The organism is Nonomuraea guangzhouensis (genome assembly GCF_019396345.1).
In the GTDB taxonomy this organism is placed as follows: domain Bacteria; phylum Actinomycetota; class Actinomycetes; order Streptosporangiales; family Streptosporangiaceae; genus Nonomuraea; species Nonomuraea guangzhouensis.
In genome coordinates, this window is the sequence record NZ_JAHKRM010000027.1 from 15127 (window position 1) to 30717 (window position 15591).

Consider the following 15591-nt stretch of genomic DNA (forward strand, 5'->3'; position numbering starts at 1 on the left):
CATGACAGTGAAGGACGGAAAGCGGTGGAACCACAACATCCACTACCATCCCCACATCCTGCGCGCGGTCCCTGATGGTGCCCAGTGCGCCCTCGATATCGGCTGCGGCGAGGGCATGCTCGCCCGCGCACTCCGGCAGGCCGTGCCGCATGTCACCGGCATCGACCTTGACGCGACCAGCATCGGCCAAGCCCGCGAGTACCCGGACGACGTCGACTATCTACTCGGCGACTTCCTCACTCACCCCTTCGAGCCCGCCTCGTTCGACGTCATCGCCTCGGTGGCCACTCTGCATCACATGGACGCCGCCACCGGGTTGGCCCGCATGCGCGACCTGCTGCGCCCCGGCGGCGTCCTGGCCATCGTCGGCTTGGCCCGCAGCACGATGCCCAACGACCTGCCGCGCGACCTGGCCGGCGTCGTCGTCGGCACCCTCCACCGCGCCGCGAAGGGCCGCTGGCAGCATCCGTCCCCTACGGTGTGGCCGCCGCCGGTGACGTACCCGCAGATGCGGGCGCTGGCGACAGAGATCCTGCCCGGCTCCGAGTACCGCCGTCATCTCCTGTTGCGTTACAGCATCATCTGGCGCAAGCCGCAGGACTGAGCAAGCCGCCGCCGGACCAGCCACCTGATGGCCGGGTCCCGAAGGCCCCCCTTGGTGCGGGATGGCCCGAGGGGGCTTCGTCGGGGTGCCGACGCCGTCCGTCGTCATCATCGCGACCACGAAGAGGGGCACCCCGTTACTTGCGCGAGCGGTAGCGCGGGTAGGGGAGCGCCTCGTCGGGTGAGACCGCGTTGACGATGACGCCGACGGTCGCGCGCGGCAGGTGATGGGGTTGCTCAGCGGCTGACGCGTTCCGTACGGAGCGGGTGTCCGGGCGCGGGGTGGCGTCGGCGCGGGACGAGCCGACCCTGGCTGATGAGGATGCCGAGGATGACCAGGACGGCCCCGGCGGGCTCGTGCCAGTGGATGGTCTCGCCAAGGACGGCGATGCCCAGGACGACACCGACGATCGGCGTGAGGTAGGTGACGGTGGCGGCGGTGGTCGCGCCCCAGGCGGCTATGACCCGCGTGTTGAGGATGTACGCCAGCCCGGTGCCCGCCATGCCCAGCACCAGCATGCTGGACAGCACGGACGGGGTGATCTCGACCGGTTCGAGCCCTCCGATGAAGGGTGCGACGAACAAGCCGATGACCGTGGCGAGGACGATCTGGCTCGCCGCGATGGTGATGGTGTCCTGTTCGGTGCCGCGCAGCAGGCGGCGGCTGAGGACGAAGCCGATGCCGTAGCAGAGGGTGGCACCCAGGCAGGCGAACTGCGACAGGAGGAAGGAGCCCTCGCCGGATGCGCCGAGAGCGCTCCAGGGGGCGGCGACGACGGTGACGCCGAACAAGGCGAGGACCAGGCCCCCGGTGCGGGCGCGGGTCAGCCGCTCGTCGGGAAGGACGACCAGCGAGACCAGGAGGGCCGCGATCGGGGTTGTCGCGTTGTAGATGCTGGACAGTCCAGACGGGATGCGCTCACCGGCCCAGGCGTAGAGCGAGAACGGCGCGACGCACAGGAACACCGAGATCACCGCAAGGGCGCCCCAGGTGCGGGCGTCACGGGGCCAGCGCCGCCGGGTGACGGCCATGACACCGGCCAGGAAGACTCCGCCCAGGGCGAGCCGGCCGAGCATCACCTGCGCCGGGGACAGTCCGTCCAGTGACACTTTGATGAAGAGGAAACTCGCTCCCCACAGCAGGGCCAGCGCGACGAACTGCGCGCCGACGGAACCTACACGCCTCGGCTGCGTCACCACTGCTCTCCTCCCGATGACCTGCTGGCAGCCTGCCCTCACCAGGTAGGATGAAGCAAATCGATGAGATGCATTGAGTGATTGGTTGATTCGATGGATGTGACGCTGCGGCAACTCGATGTGTTCGTGGCGATCGCCGACAACGAGGGTTTCGGTGCGGCCGCCGCCGTGCTCGGCATGAGCCAGTCCTCGGTGTCGCACTCGCTCGCCTCACTCGAACGCGCGGTGCGGAGCGATCTCGTACGGCGCGCCACGCCGGTCCGGCCGACGCCCCTGGGCGAGGTGCTGCTGCCCCACGCCCGCGCCACCCTTGCCGCAGCCCGCGCTTTCAACGCTGCCGCGGCCGCGCACCAGAGCACCGGCGTGGCCGGGTCGATCGAGCTGGCCGTCCCGCCGACGGCCGCGCGTGGGCTACTGCCCGGCCTGTTGCGGTTGTGGCACGAGCACCTTCCGCACGTCAAGATCATGCTCTTCGAGGGCCTCGACGAGGAGATCGAACAGTGGCTGGAGAGCGGCACGGTCGACGCGGCCGTCCTCATCGATCCGGATCCGTTGCCCCGCGGCGCCCTGCTCCTGGCGACCGACGCCTTCGAGGCCGTGGTGCGCGGCGACCACCCGTTGGCGGGCGAGGAGTCCATCGAGCTGGCCGATCTGCTGGAGGACCCGCTGCTGGCCAGCACCTCAGGCTGCGAGACCCAGGTCAAGCACCTGCACTCGCTGACCGGCCTGCCCTACCGGCCCACCCAGCGCATCCGCGAACTCACCACACTGCTGTGCATGGTGGAAGCCGGGCTCGGTGTCGGGATCATCCCGTCCCTGGCGGCGAGCATGCTGTCCGAGACCCTCACCCTGGTTCCGCTGCGACCGCGCCTGGAACGCCGGCTTGTCCTGGCCGGCCCGACCGGCCGGCCCTGGCACCCGAACGTCACCGCGATCCGGGACCTGTGCGAGAAGCAGCTCGCCGGCGCTCCGTAGATTCGCCGGAAGTCGCTGAAGGAACCCTGCCACGGCTCCTTCAGCGACCGATCACCGAAGGGACGACGCTCCTAGTCGCAGTGTTCGAAGCCGCTGGTGTACGAGCTGCTGCCGACCGAACCGCCCCACTTGACGCATTGTCCGGCCGCGTCCCGCTTGACCGGACCCGCATAGTAGCCGTAGCTGCCCGAGTCGGTCGTCCTGCTCTCCCCTTCCGGCTCCAGGAACGCCGACACCGCCGACGCCGTGCCGAGGCTCGTCGTCTTCAACGTCGTGACGCAGTTGTAGCCGTTGCCCGAGTTGTAGAGCAGATAGGTGCGGCCACCGGTGAGGGCGGCCGAGTCGATGACCGAGTAACCGCTGCCGCAGACCTCCTCGGGGGTGTAGGGGTTGCCGCCGCAGGCATTGGTGCTCGTAACGGCCTTCTTCGTGCCCAAGGGCACGTTCACGCCGTCCACGGTCGGGCTGGTGTCCATCGCGCCGCTGGAGGTGCGCTGTTCGTAGTGCAGGTGCGCGGCGGTCGCGCCACCCGTCGAGCCGACCGTCCCGATCGCGGTGCCCTGACTGACGGTCATGGAGCTGCCGGCCGACTTCACCTGGGTGGCGAGGTGGGCGTAGCGGGTGCTGGTGCCGTCACTGTGATTGATCTGTACCCACTTGCCGTAGCTGGTGCTTCCCGCGTCATAGAAGTACGCGGTGCCCGCGGCGGTGGCACGAACGGTCTCACCGTTGATGTCGTCGCTGCCGTAGTCCTGCCAGTCGATGGAGCCCGATGGGTTGTGGGCGGGGGTCCCGGTCCAATTGTTGGCGTAGAAGGTCTTGCCGCAGTTGAACGGGCTCTTGTGGGAGACGGCCAGGACGGCGCTGTCCTGCGCTGAGGCGGACTGGGGGACCAGCGCCGCCGCGAGAGTGACTAACAGGGCGGTGGTCGCGAGTCTGAGGGTCTTCGGCCAGGTCGGCCTGCCGGTTGTGGGCATGCTCACCTCTTGAACAGGTGCGTTTGGGGGGATGTGGTAGGCGCCCAGTTCCTCGGGAGGGAGGGTCGATCATGAACATAACTCTGAAAGTTCTCTTCATCAATCTCTGTCACATGAAATTTTGCGGCTTTTCCGAGCTCTGAAGGCAGCGCTCAGGTCAGCGGGGAACGTACGCGTACCACGTGCCGGGCCGCACCTCTGGCAGCCGCCGCCTCTCCCACGCCCACAGGAACGGCGCCGGGACCGACCGGCCCTTGTCGACGGCGACCACGGTCTTCCCCGCGCCCTGGGCAGCGAGCACGGAGGCCGGCACCTCGCTGTCCTGCGGCCAGCTCAGGACGGTGTGCGCCTCGCAGCCCATCCGGTAGGCGATCATTACCGCGTGCTCGCCGTACACCAGGCAAGGCCGGCGCACGGTGAACGCGGCCAGCGCGCCGGCGACCTCGACGTCGGCCTGTCGCTTGGACAGGCGAGGCGAGACGACCTTGTCGAGCGTCAGGCCCTGCAGGGTGAACTGGGCGAGGAAGCCGGCGGCCACGAGAGCGGCACCGGCACGGCGAACCGCTCGCCCGCGGGGCCCTTCCAGCGGCCAGAGGGCGCTGTGCGCGATCGGGAACACCAGCAGCGCGTACGTGGGCAGCAGGAACCGGGGGGCCGCGTAGCCGACCAGGAAGATGTACGGCACGGCCAGCGACAGGCCGGTGAGGGCCGGCAGCACGCACTCGGCCAGGCGTTCCCGGCGTCGCGCCGCGTACAGACCGAGCAGGACCAGGACGGGGATCGCGCCCCACCAGAGCAGCCAGGGCAGCACGACGGGCCCGCAGTGCGCGGGCGGCCGGCAGAGCAACGGTCCGTTGAGCGCTCGGGCGTGCTCATAAAGGGAGAAGTGCAGGCCGGTCTCGTTCGCCGCGCCGGCTGCCTGCCATCGAGCGACCGGCCCGCCGAAGCGGACGAACGCCTCGATGATCCAGTCGGCCCAGCCGGCCACCAGGCCTGCGATCAGGGCGGCCCCGGCTCCGATCCGCCGCCATCCCGGCATGGCGAGCGCCACCGCGAGCGGGATGACGAGCCAGACGCTGTCCGGCGGGCGAAGCAGGGCCACCGCGGCCACGCTCACCGCCAGCCCTATGAGCGGACCCCGCCCGCTGTCCGGCCGCGTGCAGCGTACGAAGCAGCCGACGGCGGCGACCGCGCCGAACGCCACCCACATGTTCGGCATGGCCGCGCTGCCGTAGAACAACGACAGCCACAGGGACCCGAACAGCAGGGCGGCGAGGGGCACCGTCGGTCCGGAGCGTACCCGCAGCCAGGTGCCGAACGACGCGTACAGTGCCACGGCCGACAGCAGGCTCAGATAGATCCGCAGCGCGTCCGTGGACGAGGTGATCAGCACCACCGGGGCGACGATCAGGGTGATTCCCCGAGCGCGGGGCGCGATGAACTCGGCGGCGGGCACGCGCGGATCGACCTGGCTGACGTAGACGACCTCGTCCCATCCCACTCCCATCTTGGGGGTGACGGCGGCCAACTGGACGATCCCGTAGCAGACGGCGACCAGAATCAGCAGCGTGCGCCATGGATCGGCGCGCAGCCACGAACGAAGCGATTTGGTTGATCCCACCTGCCTGTTCTTAGCGCCGCTCGCCTCCGGAGGGCGGACAAGGCGACGAGACTTGCCGGAAGGGATGCACACCCATGAAGCTACGGCGCGGCGGTGATGGTGTTGTGGAGTGCCTTGAGGGCGGAGACGTAGATCTCGGAGAAGGTGGGGAAGGGCTGGATGGTGTCGCGCAGCACGGCGAGCGGGACCCCGGCGCGAATGGCCAGAGTCGCCTGTTGCAGCCACTCGCCGGCCTCAGGGCCGAGCGCGTAGGCGCCGGTCAGCCGCTCGCCGTCGGACAGCAGGGTCAGGAATCCGGGGGACTGGGCGTAGGCGCGCGTGTATGTGGCGGTTTTGGCCACCTCGGACACCGGGACGGTGGCGGCGAACCGGGCCTCGGCGGCCCCGACCGCGGCCGCCTGCGGGTCGGTGTAGACAACGTCCGGTATGGCGGCGTAGTTGGCCTCGCGGGGCTCGCCGAGGATGTTGGCGGCGACGACTTCGCCCTGGTATTTGCCTACGTGGGTCAGCAGCCGTACGCCGGTGACGTCGCCGATCGCCCACAGCCGCTCACCGGCCCGCAGCCGCGCGTCGACCGGGATCCCGCGCCCGTCGGTTTTCACGCCGACTGTTTCCAGGCCGATCCCCGCCACCCGCGGACGCCGGCCGGTGGCCACGAGCAGGCGGTCGCCGCGCAGCTCGCCGCCGTTGTCGAGGACGAGGACGTAGTCCTCACCCTCGCGTCGCGCGGCGGTCGCGTGCACGCCCAGCCACAGCTCGATGCCGTCGGCGCGCAGCACCTCGCCGAGCGCCTCGCCCAGGGGCGCGGGCTCGTGGGCGAGCAGGTGCGCGGCGGCCTCGGCGAGGGCCACCTCGCCGCCCAGGCGTCGTACGGCCTGGGCCATCTCGACGCCGACCGGCCCGCCACCCAGGACGATCAGGCGGCGCGGGACGGCCTTCATGCCGGTCACCTCGCGGTTGGTCCACACGCCGTCGAGTTCGCGCAGGCCCGGGACGGGCGGGATGACCGGATCCGAGCCGGTCGCCATGACGACATGCCGGGCGGAGTGGCGTACGCCATCGACCTCGACCTCGCCGATCCCGGTGAGCTTGCCGGTCCCGCGCAGCAAGGCGATGCCCTTGTCCGCCAGCCAGCGCTCCTGCCCGGCGTCGGAGTAGTCCGAGACCATGAAGTCCCGCCAGGCCAGCGCCGCCCCGACGTCGACCTGCGCGGTGGCCGCCGCCTCGCGCGCGTCGTGCACCGCCTCTCCTGGGCGCAGCAGCGTCTTGGACGGGATGCACGCCCGGTAGGAGCACTCGCCGCCGACCAGATCGCGCTCGACCAGCGCGACGCGCAGGCCGCCGTCGGCCAGTTCGCCGGCGCAGTGCTCGCCCGGCGAGCCGGCGCCCACGACGATGACGTCGTAGTCGCTCATGGGCGGCCCGTCTGCTCATTCACCATGAACTGCGCGTACCAGTCCGGCCAGTCCGGGTCGGGCTGCCCGGTCTCCTCCTCGTGCTTGCCGTGCGCGGTCTCCGCACGGCGCAATGCGGCGGCCAGTTCGGCCGCGGAATCATAGGTCGCTCGCATGTCAGTACTCCTCCTCGCCGGGGCCGAGCCAGGTCACCGGCCAGGCAGGCGGGTGGTGATCTCCTGAAGGAACCAGCCGTTGCCGTCGGGGTCGCTGAACGACGCGAACGAGCCGTAGCTGGTACGGTCCGGGTCCGGGCCGGAGACCCGTTCCCGGGTCCCGGCGTGGTGGAACACGCCACCCGAGTCGTGGAACACCTCGCTCATCTCGGCGCCGCGGTCGTCCAGCTCGGCCCGGGCCGCCTCGATGTCGGTCACTATCAGGTACAGGCCCTGCGCCGAGCCCGGCGCGGCCGAGGTGACGCCGGTGCCGAAGATGACCGAGCAGCCCGATCCCGGGGGTGTCAGCTGCACCACCCGGAAGTCCTCGCCGGTGGTGACGTCGGCATCCTCTCGCCAGCCCAGTGCTTTGTAGAAGTTCTTGGCCCGGTCCACATCAGCGACGGGCAGCACCACGATCTCGAGCTTCATGTCCACGACGTAGCCTCCTCCCTTATGACACCCACCCTCGCGTCACGTATCGCCGAAGTACACAAACCCCATCAAATCGCTCGGGAAAGTCTTGGGGAGTTGGGCTAGGCCGGGCCGCTCGCGCGGATCGCTGCCGTACCAGCGGGGAGAACACTGCCGACCACCTTGCGCAGATAAGCCTCGTCGGGTAGCGGGAGATGGACCATGAGGCGGTGGAAGATCGGCCCGTACACCAGGTCCATGATCACATCCAGGTCCGCGCCGGGCGGTAGCTGCCCCTGCTCCTGGGCCTTGACCAGGCGGTGCTTGAACTGATCGATGCGCGGGCCGATCCACTGGCGATGCAGTTGCTCGGCGAGGCCGGGGTCATGCTGGGCCTCGGTGAGCACCCCGATGAAGGCCGATCGCGTGCGCGGCGCGCTCAGCACGTCAACGACCCCGGACAACTGGGTACACAGGTCGGCGGCGAGATCGCTGCCCGAGGAAGAGATCCAGGCCTATCTGGGGTTCTATCCGACCCGCGAGAGCCGTCGCCCCCTGGTGGAATGGGCCCGTTCCCTCCCCTTGGACGGCGAGCCCGCCGACGTCGCCGAACGCGTCGAGCAGTACGACGCCTGGCTGGCCGCCAGCACCGACGTCCCCAAGCTCCTGCTCACCTTCGACTCCTCGCCGAGCCTGCTCATCGACGACCGCATGGCCGCGTGGTGCGCCGCGAACATCGCCGCTCTGGAGACCCGGCACTGCGGCCCGGCCGGCCACCACGCCCCCGAAGACCAACCCGAAACCATCGCCAAAGCGATCACCGACTGGGCCGCCCACCACCACCTGGACGCCCCTCGACCGTGACGATGGGGCTCGGCTCGGGCAGCGCCACGGCCAGGTCTCGCTTGGCACACCGGGCTGGTCGCCGTGAACTACGCTGCCGGGATGGCCAACGCAGACGAACGGGCGGAACGGGGTTCGGAGTCGCCATTCCCGCCGAGGCGGATGGCGGGCCGGGGGAGTGGCTGGTACCGAGGCGACTGCCATGTGCACTCGACGTATTCGAACGGCGGAGAGCTGACGCCGGAGCAGCTCTCGGCCGGTGCCCGTGCGGCGGGGCTGGACTTCATCGCGACCACCGAGCACAACACCTCCGCCGCGCACGCCGCGTGGGGTTCGCACGCCGAAGGTCTGCTGGTGGTCCTGGGCCAGGAGGTCACCACACGGACCGGGCACTGGCTGGCGCTGGGCATCGACCCGGGGCAGGTGGTCGACTGGCGATACGGCTTACGCGACGACGCGATCGACCGGCAGCTGGACCAGGTACGTCAAGCCGGCGGGCTGTGCGTGGCGGCCCACCCGCACGCGCCGTACCCCACCGGTGTGTTCGTGTATCCGTACCAGAAGGTCGACGTGGTCGAGGTGTGGAACGGGCTGTGGGCCTCGGACCTGCCCTGGAACGCCGACAACGAGGCGGTGTTGGCCGAGTGGGGCCGCGGCCTGGCCGCCGACGTCCACGGCGGGCGATGGCGGCCCGCGATGGGAAACAGCGACACCCATCTGGAGGGCCAGATCGGCACACCGCACACCGTCGTGCTGGCCGAGGAACTGAGCGCTGACGCGGTCCTCGCCGGCATCCGGGCCGGCCGCAGCTGGATCGCCGAATCGGCCGCCATCGAACTGTCGCTCACGGTCTCCGCCGGTGACCGCACCGCCGGCATCGGTGAGCGGCTGCGGATCGGCGACGAGCCGGCGCTGGTACGGGTGGACGTACGCGGTGTGCCCTCCGGCACGGTCAGCTTTCACACCGATCGCGGCAAGGCGCACCGCGAACCGCTGCCCGGCCACGGATCAGGCGTCGTGGAGTGGCGCACCAGCGCGGCGGAATCGGCGTTCGTCCGCATCGAAGTACGTCACTCCGAGGGGCACATGGCGGCGCTCAGCAACCCGATCATTCTCAGCTAGCCCTTCGCCAGCGCCGCGAGGAGGCGGTCCTCGGTCACCTCGGCGCCGTTGAGCTGCGCGCTGATCGCGCCGTCGCGCAGCACCACCACGCTGTCGCAGTTGCCCGCCAGCTCGGCCACGTCCGAAGAGATCAGCAGGATGGCCAGCCCGTCCACGGCCAGCTCGTCGAGCAGCGCCTGCATCTCCAGCTTGGTGGCCACGTCGACGCCGCGGGTCGGCTCGTCGAGCAGCAGCACCTTCGGGTGCATGGCCAGCCAGCGGGCCAGCAGCACCTTCTGCTGGTTGCCGCCCGACAGCTCGCCCGCGGGCTGACGCGGTGAGACGGCCTTGATGCCGAGCCGCTTCATGAACGTCTCGACGATGCCGTCGATCCGCGCGTCGGAGACGATCCCGGCCCGCGACAGCCGGGGGAGCGCGGCCAGCGCGATGTTGTCGCGTACCGACAGCGTGGGGACGATGCCCTCGGTCTTCCTGTTCTCGGGGACGAGGCCGACGCCGGCGCGGATGGCGTTCCTGATCGACCACTTGCGGGCCGCCGCGCCGGCCACGGTCACCTGGCCCGCGTCCACCGGCATGACGCCGGCGATCGCCCTGGCCGTCTCGCTGCGCCCGGCGCCGAGCAGGCCGCCGAGGCCGACGACCTCGCCCGCCCGCACCGCCAACGACACGCCGTCGAGCACGTGGTGGCGGGTGAGCCCCTTCGCCTCCAGCACCGGCTCGTCGCCCGGCTCGTCCGGCTCGCCGGGCTCGATCGCTTCCTCCACCGGGTGGAACGGCCGGCCGAGCATGAGCGACACCAGCCGGAGGCGATCCAGCCCGGTCAGCGGGCCGGTGTGCACGACGCGGCCGTCACGCAGCACGGTGACGTGGTCGCAGACCTCGTACAGCTCCTCCAGCCGATGAGTGACGTAGACGACCGCGCGGCCCTCGTCGCGCAGCCGGGCCACCGCGCCGAACAGCGTCTCCAGCTCGGCGTGTTCCAGCGCGGAGGTGGGCTCGTCCATGATGACCAGCCGGGCGTCGGCGGTGGCCGCCCTGGCCAGCGCCACGAGCTGCCTGGCCCCCTCGCCCAGCGTGACCAGGGGTTTGCGGACGTCGGTACGCAGGCCGTACTCGGCCAGGATCTGCTCGGCACGGGCGTTGGCGGCCGTGAAGTCGATCAGCCCGAGGCGGCCGCGCGGCTCCCTGCCGAGCAGCAGGTTGCGGGCGATGCTCATGGTCGGGACGAGGTTCGTCTCCTGGTGGATGGTGGCGATGCCGGCCCGCCTGGCCTCGGCCGGGCTGCCGAACCTGACGGGCTCGCCCAGGTAACGCAGCTGGCCCGCGTCCGGCTGGTAGACGCCGGAGAGGACCTTGACCAGGGTGGACTTGCCGGCGCCGTTGCCCCCGATCAGCGCGTGCACCTCGCCGGGGCGTACAGAGAGCGTGACGTGGTCGAGCGCGGTCACGCCCTGGAACGACTTGAGAACACCGGACACCTGCAACACGCTTGCCTCCGCCTCGATGGTGGTCGCGGAAGGAAACAATCCAGTAACAGAAACGTCACATTCGATCAGATGCGGGCGATATGTAGTCGGACGCCCCTGCCGCTCAGCTCGTCGAGTACGTCGCCCGGCGCGCCGTCGTCGGTGACCAGGTGGCCGATCTGCTCGGCGGCGACGGTCTGCACCATCGTGTCGACGCCGATCTTGGTGTGGTCGGCCAGCACCACGACCTCCTCGGCGGCCGCGGCCAGCGCCCGGTCGACACCCGCCACCTGCATGTTCGGGGTGGACAGGCCGCGTTCGGCGGTGAGCCCGTTGCCGGAGATGAACGCCCGGCGCACCCGCAGCCCGGACAGCGAGTGCTCGGCCGCGCTGCCCACCAGGGCCAGGATCGAACCGCGCAGCGTGCCGCCGGTCAGCATCACCTCGATCCGCGGCGAGCCGGCCAGCACCTGGGCGACCAGCAGGGAGTTGGTCACCACGGCGAGCTCCGCGTGCCTGGTCAGCCGGCGGGCGAACTCCTGCGTGGTGGTGCCGGGCCCGACGACGATGGCGTCGCCGTCCTCGACCAGCGCCGTGGCGAGGTCGGCGATCGCCGCCTTCTCGGCGGACTCCAGCGAGACCTTGTGCGCGTAACCCGCCTCCCGCGACAGCTCGCCGGGCAGCGTGGCCCCGCCGTGATGGCGGTTGAGCAGGCCCTCCGACTCCAGCGCGCGCAGGTCACGGCGGACGGTCACCTCGGAGGAGTGCACGGATTGGGCGAGCTCGCGCAGGGACACGGCGCCGTTGGCACGCACCAGTTCGAGGATGCGCTGCCGGCGTTCCGCGGCGAACACCGGCCTGCGGCCGTCGCTCTGCGTGTCGCTCACATGCCGATCATAGACGAATGCTCAACTCCGGTTCACCTCTGATCATATGAGAACGAATTTGATCGGAAATCTTGACCGGGTCGGTCCAAGGGTGCTTATTTTGGAGCCAGGCAGGGTCAGAACCTGTCCGATCCTGATCGAAGGGCATGCCATGCGCACCCCGCCTTAGCTGGTCCGATCGTCCTCGCGTTATCGCTGATCGCCCTCCCGGCCCCCCGCACAGGTACGGGCACAGGGCGCGCAGCCGGACATACGACATCTCCCACCCCCCAGCGTGAAAGGACACTCTGTGCGAAAGTCACTCGCGGCAATGATCGCCGTGCTGCTCGCCGTGCTCTGGCAGGCTTCCGCTCCGGCGGGCGCCGCGGCCGAACGGCACGGACTGCGCGGCGACTACTACCTCGCCTCGGCGGCCGGCGCGTTCGACTTCGGCGAGCTCAAGGCCAGCGTCGTGGACCCGAGCCTGGAAATGGCCGATCTCAACCCGGCGCTCAAGCTGCTGACCGGCCGGGATGACGACGTCACCGTCCGGTGGACCGGCAAGATCCGGCCCGAGTACTCCGAGACGTACACGTTCTCGATCATCGGCGACAACGGTTTCCGGCTCTGGGTGGACGGCAAGGCCGTCATCGACCACTGGGTGGACGACTGGGACCGGGAGCAGGTGGGCACGCCCATCGCGCTGGAGGCGGGCAAGGACTACGACATCAAGGTCGAGTACTTCGAGCACTTCGGCGGGGCGAACCTGCACCTGCGCTGGCAGAGCGCCAGCCAGCCGAAGGTGGCCGTGCCGTCGGAGGCGTTCACGCCGCCGGACGGGTTCGATCCGCCCGGGCCCAGTGAGGCGAAGGTCGGCTCGACGGGTGACCTGGCCACGCTGACGTTCGCCAAGGCGCTCGCCCCGCTGCCCGCCGACCTGACCGACCACCTGGTCCTCACGGTCGCCGGCACCAAGTGGCCCGTAACCTCCGTAGCCCTGAAAAATCAAAACACGGTAGTGCTAAAGCTGAAATATCCGGTTCCGGCCAAGGCGGGGAGCACGCTACGCGCCGCCTACGACGGCACCGGTCTCTCCTTCGCCGACGGCACCCCCGTCGCCGCGTTCCCCTACGCCTTCGTCGTCAACGAGTCCGCCTACATCCTCAAGACCCGCTGGTCCAAGGACGTGAACCCGGCGAACCCGCTGCCCGAGTACCCACGCCCCCAACTGGTCAGAGACAGGTGGCGCAGCCTCAACGGCACCTGGCAGTTCGCCGCCGCCAAGGCGGGTGAGGCCGTCCCCACCGGCCGTGACCTGGCCGAGCGGATCGTCGTGCCGTACCCGGTGGAGTCGCAGCTGTCCGGCATCGGCCGGCACGAGGACCGCATGTGGTACCGCAGGACGTTCGAGGTGCCGCGCTCGTGGAGCGGCGAGCGCCTGCTCCTGCACCTCGACGCGATCGACTGGGACGCCACGATCTACGTGAACGGCAAGCAGGTCGGCGCGCACAAGGGCGGCTACGGCCGGATCACCGTGGACGTGACCGACGCGCTCAAGCGCGGCGGAGCCCAGGAGCTCGTCGTCGGCGTCACCGACCCGACCGACAGCGGGCAGCAGCCCATCGGCAAGCAGCGGCTCGACCCGAGCGGCATCTGGTACACCGCCGTCTCCGGCATCTGGCAGACCGTCTGGATGGAGCCCGTCGCCAAGCAGCACATCGACCGCGTCGACACCGTGCCCGACGTCGCGGGCAAGGCACTGCGCGTCACCGTCCAGGGCTCGGCCGGCACCGCCGTCATCGTGGCCAAGGACGGCCACAAGGTCGTGGGCACCGTCTCCGGGCCCGTCGGCACGGAGCTCCGGCTGCCGGTGCCGAACCCCAAGCTGTGGTCGCCGGACAAGCCGTTCCTGTACGACCTCACGGTCCGGGTGAAGCAGGACGAGATCAAGTCCTATTTCGGGATGCGCACCATCTCGCTGGAGAACAACCGGATGCTCCTCAACGGCCGGCCGGTCTTCCAGATGGGCCCGCTCGACCAGGGGTTCTGGCCGGACGGCATCTACACCGCACCCACCGACGAGGCGCTCAAGTACGACCTCGTGCAGACCAAGAAGCTCGGCTTCAACACCGTGCGCAAGCACACCAAGGTCGAGTCCGACCGCTGGTACTACCACGCCGACAAGCTCGGCCTGCTCGTCTGGCAGGACATGCCCGCCATGTTCAAGACCGGCGACAAGCCGCAGTTCGAGACCGAACTGCGCGAGATGGTGGACCAGCACCGCAGCAGCCCGTCGATCATCATGTGGGTGCCCTTCAACGAGGGCTGGGGCCAGTACGACCAGGCCCGCATCGCCGACCTGGTCAAGAGCTGGGACCCTTCCCGCCTGGTGAACAACATGAGCGGCATCAACTGCTGCGGCGCCCGCGACGGCGGCAACGGCGACGTCAAGGACTACCACATCTACCCAGGTCCGGGTGTTCCCGGCAAGCCCAGCGACATCCGCGCGGTCGTGATCGGCGAGTACGGCGGCCTCGGCCTCCCGCTCATCGGCCACACCTGGTCCGGCGGCGGCTGGGGCTACGCGGTCGAACCCGACCCCGAGGCCCTCACCACCCGCTACGTCGACATGGCCAAGGCCCTGCAGAAACTGCACGCCTGCGACCAGCTCAGCGCGGCGATCTACACCCAGACCACCGACGTCGAGACCGAACTCAACGGCCTCATCACCTACGACAGAGCCGTCACCAAGGCCGACGTCACCCGGGTCCACGACGCGAACAAGGCGCTCACCGACCAGATCTCCCCGGCTTGCGCCTGATAGGAAGGAACCCCTATGAAACTCCGTACAGCCTGCCTGGCGCTGGCCGTACTCCTCACCGCGTCGGCCTGCGCCAAGTCGGAGGAGCCGCAGAGCGCGCCCGCCGCCACCAGCACGGCCGGGCAGCAGGTCGTGCAGAGCCCCAGCGGCTCGGCGGGACCGACGTGCACGCTCGACCAGTTCGGCGGCAAGAAGTTCGACCTCAAGACGGCCACCGTCGGCTTCTCCCAGTCGGAGAAGGAAGCCAACCCGTTCCGCATCGCCGAGACCAAGTCGATCAAGGACGAGGCGGCCAAGCTGGGCATCGCCAATCTCAAGGTCACCAACGCCCAGTCGCAGTTCTCCAAGCAGATCACCGACGTGCAGCAGCTCATCGCCCAGGGCGTGCAACTGCTGGTCATCGCGCCCCTGAACTCCGACGGCTGGGAGCCGGTGCTCCAGCAGGCCGCGGCCAAGAAGGTGCCGATCATCACGGTCGACAGGAAGATCAACGCCAAGGCGTGCAGCGACTACCTGACGTTCATCGGCTCCGACTTCCACGAGCAGGGCAAGCGGGCCGCCGACCGGATGATCGACGCCCTGGCGGGCAAGGGCAAGGTCGCCATCCTGCTCGGCGCGCCCGGCAACAACGTCACCACCGAGCGGACCGACGGCTTCAAGGAGCGGATCGCGGAGAAGGCGCCGGGCATCCAGATCTCCTTCGAGCAGACCGGTGAGTTCGCCCGCGAGAAGGGTCAGCAGGTCACCGAGCAGCTCATCCAGTCCAACCCCGACATCAACGGCATCTACGCCGAGAACGACGAGATGGCGCTCGGCGCGGTCACCGCTCTGAAGGGCGCGGGCAAGGAGGCGGGCACCATCAAGATCGTGTCCGTCGACGGCACCCGCAGCGCCGTCCAGGGCATCGCCGACGGCTGGCTGCACGCGGTCATCGAGTCGAACCCCCGCTTCGGGCCGCTCGCCTTCGAGACCGCGCAGAAGTTCCTCGACGGCCAGGCCATCCCCGACAAGGTGGTCATCTCCGACCGCGACTACGACACGTCCAACGCCAAGGACTCCCTCGGTGAGGCGTACTGA

The 15591-nt window shown here is 69.7% G+C and carries 15 protein-coding genes; 6 read left to right on the top strand and 9 right to left on the bottom strand.

Going from position 1 to position 15591, the window contains the following annotated elements:
* Position 1: 1 nt before the first annotated feature.
* The gene (locus tag KME78_RS43895; RefSeq protein ID WP_219535681.1) at positions 2 to 604 is read left to right on the top strand and encodes a class I SAM-dependent methyltransferase; all 603 of its coding nucleotides are present in this window, start codon (positions 2 to 4) and stop codon (positions 602 to 604) included.
* A 236-nt stretch (positions 605 to 840) separates the two neighbouring features.
* Here the strand turns inward: KME78_RS43895 and KME78_RS43900 are convergent, their stop codons facing one another.
* Positions 841 to 1800 (bottom strand): DMT family transporter, encoded by a 960-nt coding sequence (locus tag KME78_RS43900; RefSeq protein WP_219535683.1) that lies wholly within the window; start codon positions 1798 to 1800, stop codon positions 841 to 843.
* 93 nt (positions 1801 to 1893) lie between these two features.
* Between KME78_RS43900 and KME78_RS43905 the strand changes: the two genes are divergently transcribed.
* Positions 1894 to 2775, top strand: a complete 882-nt coding sequence (locus tag KME78_RS43905; RefSeq protein WP_219535685.1) for a LysR family transcriptional regulator — start codon at positions 1894 to 1896, stop codon at positions 2773 to 2775.
* A gap of 71 nt (positions 2776 to 2846) precedes the next feature.
* Here the strand turns inward: KME78_RS43905 and KME78_RS43910 are convergent, their stop codons facing one another.
* The 6 genes from KME78_RS43910 to KME78_RS43935 all read right to left on the bottom strand — a co-directional run bounded on the left by KME78_RS43910 (position 2847) and on the right by KME78_RS43935 (position 7842).
* The gene (locus KME78_RS43910) at positions 2847 to 3752 is read right to left on the bottom strand and encodes a M23 family metallopeptidase (protein ID WP_219535689.1); all 906 of its coding nucleotides are present in this window, start codon (positions 3750 to 3752) and stop codon (positions 2847 to 2849) included.
* A gap of 157 nt (positions 3753 to 3909) precedes the next feature.
* On the bottom strand, positions 3910 to 5373 hold the full coding sequence (locus tag KME78_RS43915; RefSeq protein WP_219535692.1) for a hypothetical protein: 1464 nt from the start codon (positions 5371 to 5373) through the stop codon (positions 3910 to 3912).
* An 80-nt stretch (positions 5374 to 5453) separates the two neighbouring features.
* Positions 5454 to 6788, bottom strand: a complete 1335-nt coding sequence (locus KME78_RS43920; RefSeq protein WP_219535694.1) for a dihydrolipoyl dehydrogenase family protein — start codon at positions 6786 to 6788, stop codon at positions 5454 to 5456.
* Positions 6785 to 6943 (bottom strand): hypothetical protein, encoded by a 159-nt coding sequence (locus KME78_RS43925; RefSeq protein ID WP_219535696.1) that lies wholly within the window; start codon positions 6941 to 6943, stop codon positions 6785 to 6787. The genes KME78_RS43920 and KME78_RS43925 overlap by 4 nt, the downstream gene beginning before the upstream one ends.
* A 33-nt stretch (positions 6944 to 6976) precedes the next feature.
* Positions 6977 to 7414, bottom strand: coding sequence for a VOC family protein (locus KME78_RS43930; protein WP_246653243.1), 438 nt, complete (start codon positions 7412 to 7414; stop codon positions 6977 to 6979).
* A gap of 104 nt (positions 7415 to 7518) precedes the next feature.
* Positions 7519 to 7842 carry a TetR-like C-terminal domain-containing protein gene (locus tag KME78_RS43935; RefSeq protein WP_308127357.1) on the bottom strand — a complete coding sequence of 108 codons (324 nt, stop codon included), beginning with the start codon at positions 7840 to 7842 and terminating at the stop codon, positions 7519 to 7521.
* On the opposite strand from KME78_RS43935, the gene KME78_RS43940 reads away from it, so the two are divergent.
* A complete protein-coding gene (locus KME78_RS43940; protein WP_219536010.1) occupies positions 7796 to 8260 on the top strand; it encodes a hypothetical protein in 465 nt (154 codons plus the stop codon). The genes KME78_RS43935 and KME78_RS43940 overlap by 47 nt on opposite strands.
* An 81-nt stretch (positions 8261 to 8341) precedes the next feature.
* Complete coding sequence (locus tag KME78_RS43945; protein ID WP_219535703.1) at positions 8342 to 9361, top strand: CehA/McbA family metallohydrolase; 1020 nt, start codon at positions 8342 to 8344, stop codon at positions 9359 to 9361.
* On the opposite strand, the gene KME78_RS43950 is transcribed toward KME78_RS43945, so the two are convergent.
* Both KME78_RS43950 and KME78_RS43955 read right to left on the bottom strand, forming a co-directional pair.
* Positions 9358 to 10839, bottom strand: a complete 1482-nt coding sequence (locus tag KME78_RS43950; RefSeq protein WP_308127358.1) for a sugar ABC transporter ATP-binding protein — start codon at positions 10837 to 10839, stop codon at positions 9358 to 9360. The genes KME78_RS43945 and KME78_RS43950 overlap by 4 nt on opposite strands.
* Positions 10840 to 10913: 74 nt before the next feature.
* Positions 10914 to 11714: a DeoR/GlpR family DNA-binding transcription regulator gene (locus KME78_RS43955; RefSeq protein ID WP_219535707.1), complete on the bottom strand. Its 801-nt coding sequence runs from the start codon at positions 11712 to 11714 to the stop codon at positions 10914 to 10916.
* A 289-nt stretch (positions 11715 to 12003) separates the two neighbouring features.
* Between KME78_RS43955 and KME78_RS43960 the strand changes: the two genes are divergently transcribed.
* The gene (locus tag KME78_RS43960; RefSeq protein WP_219535709.1) at positions 12004 to 14514 is read left to right on the top strand and encodes a PA14 domain-containing protein; all 2511 of its coding nucleotides are present in this window, start codon (positions 12004 to 12006) and stop codon (positions 14512 to 14514) included.
* Between the two features lie 15 nt (positions 14515 to 14529).
* The gene (locus KME78_RS43965; RefSeq protein WP_219535711.1) at positions 14530 to 15591 is read left to right on the top strand and encodes an ABC transporter substrate-binding protein; all 1062 of its coding nucleotides are present in this window, start codon (positions 14530 to 14532) and stop codon (positions 15589 to 15591) included.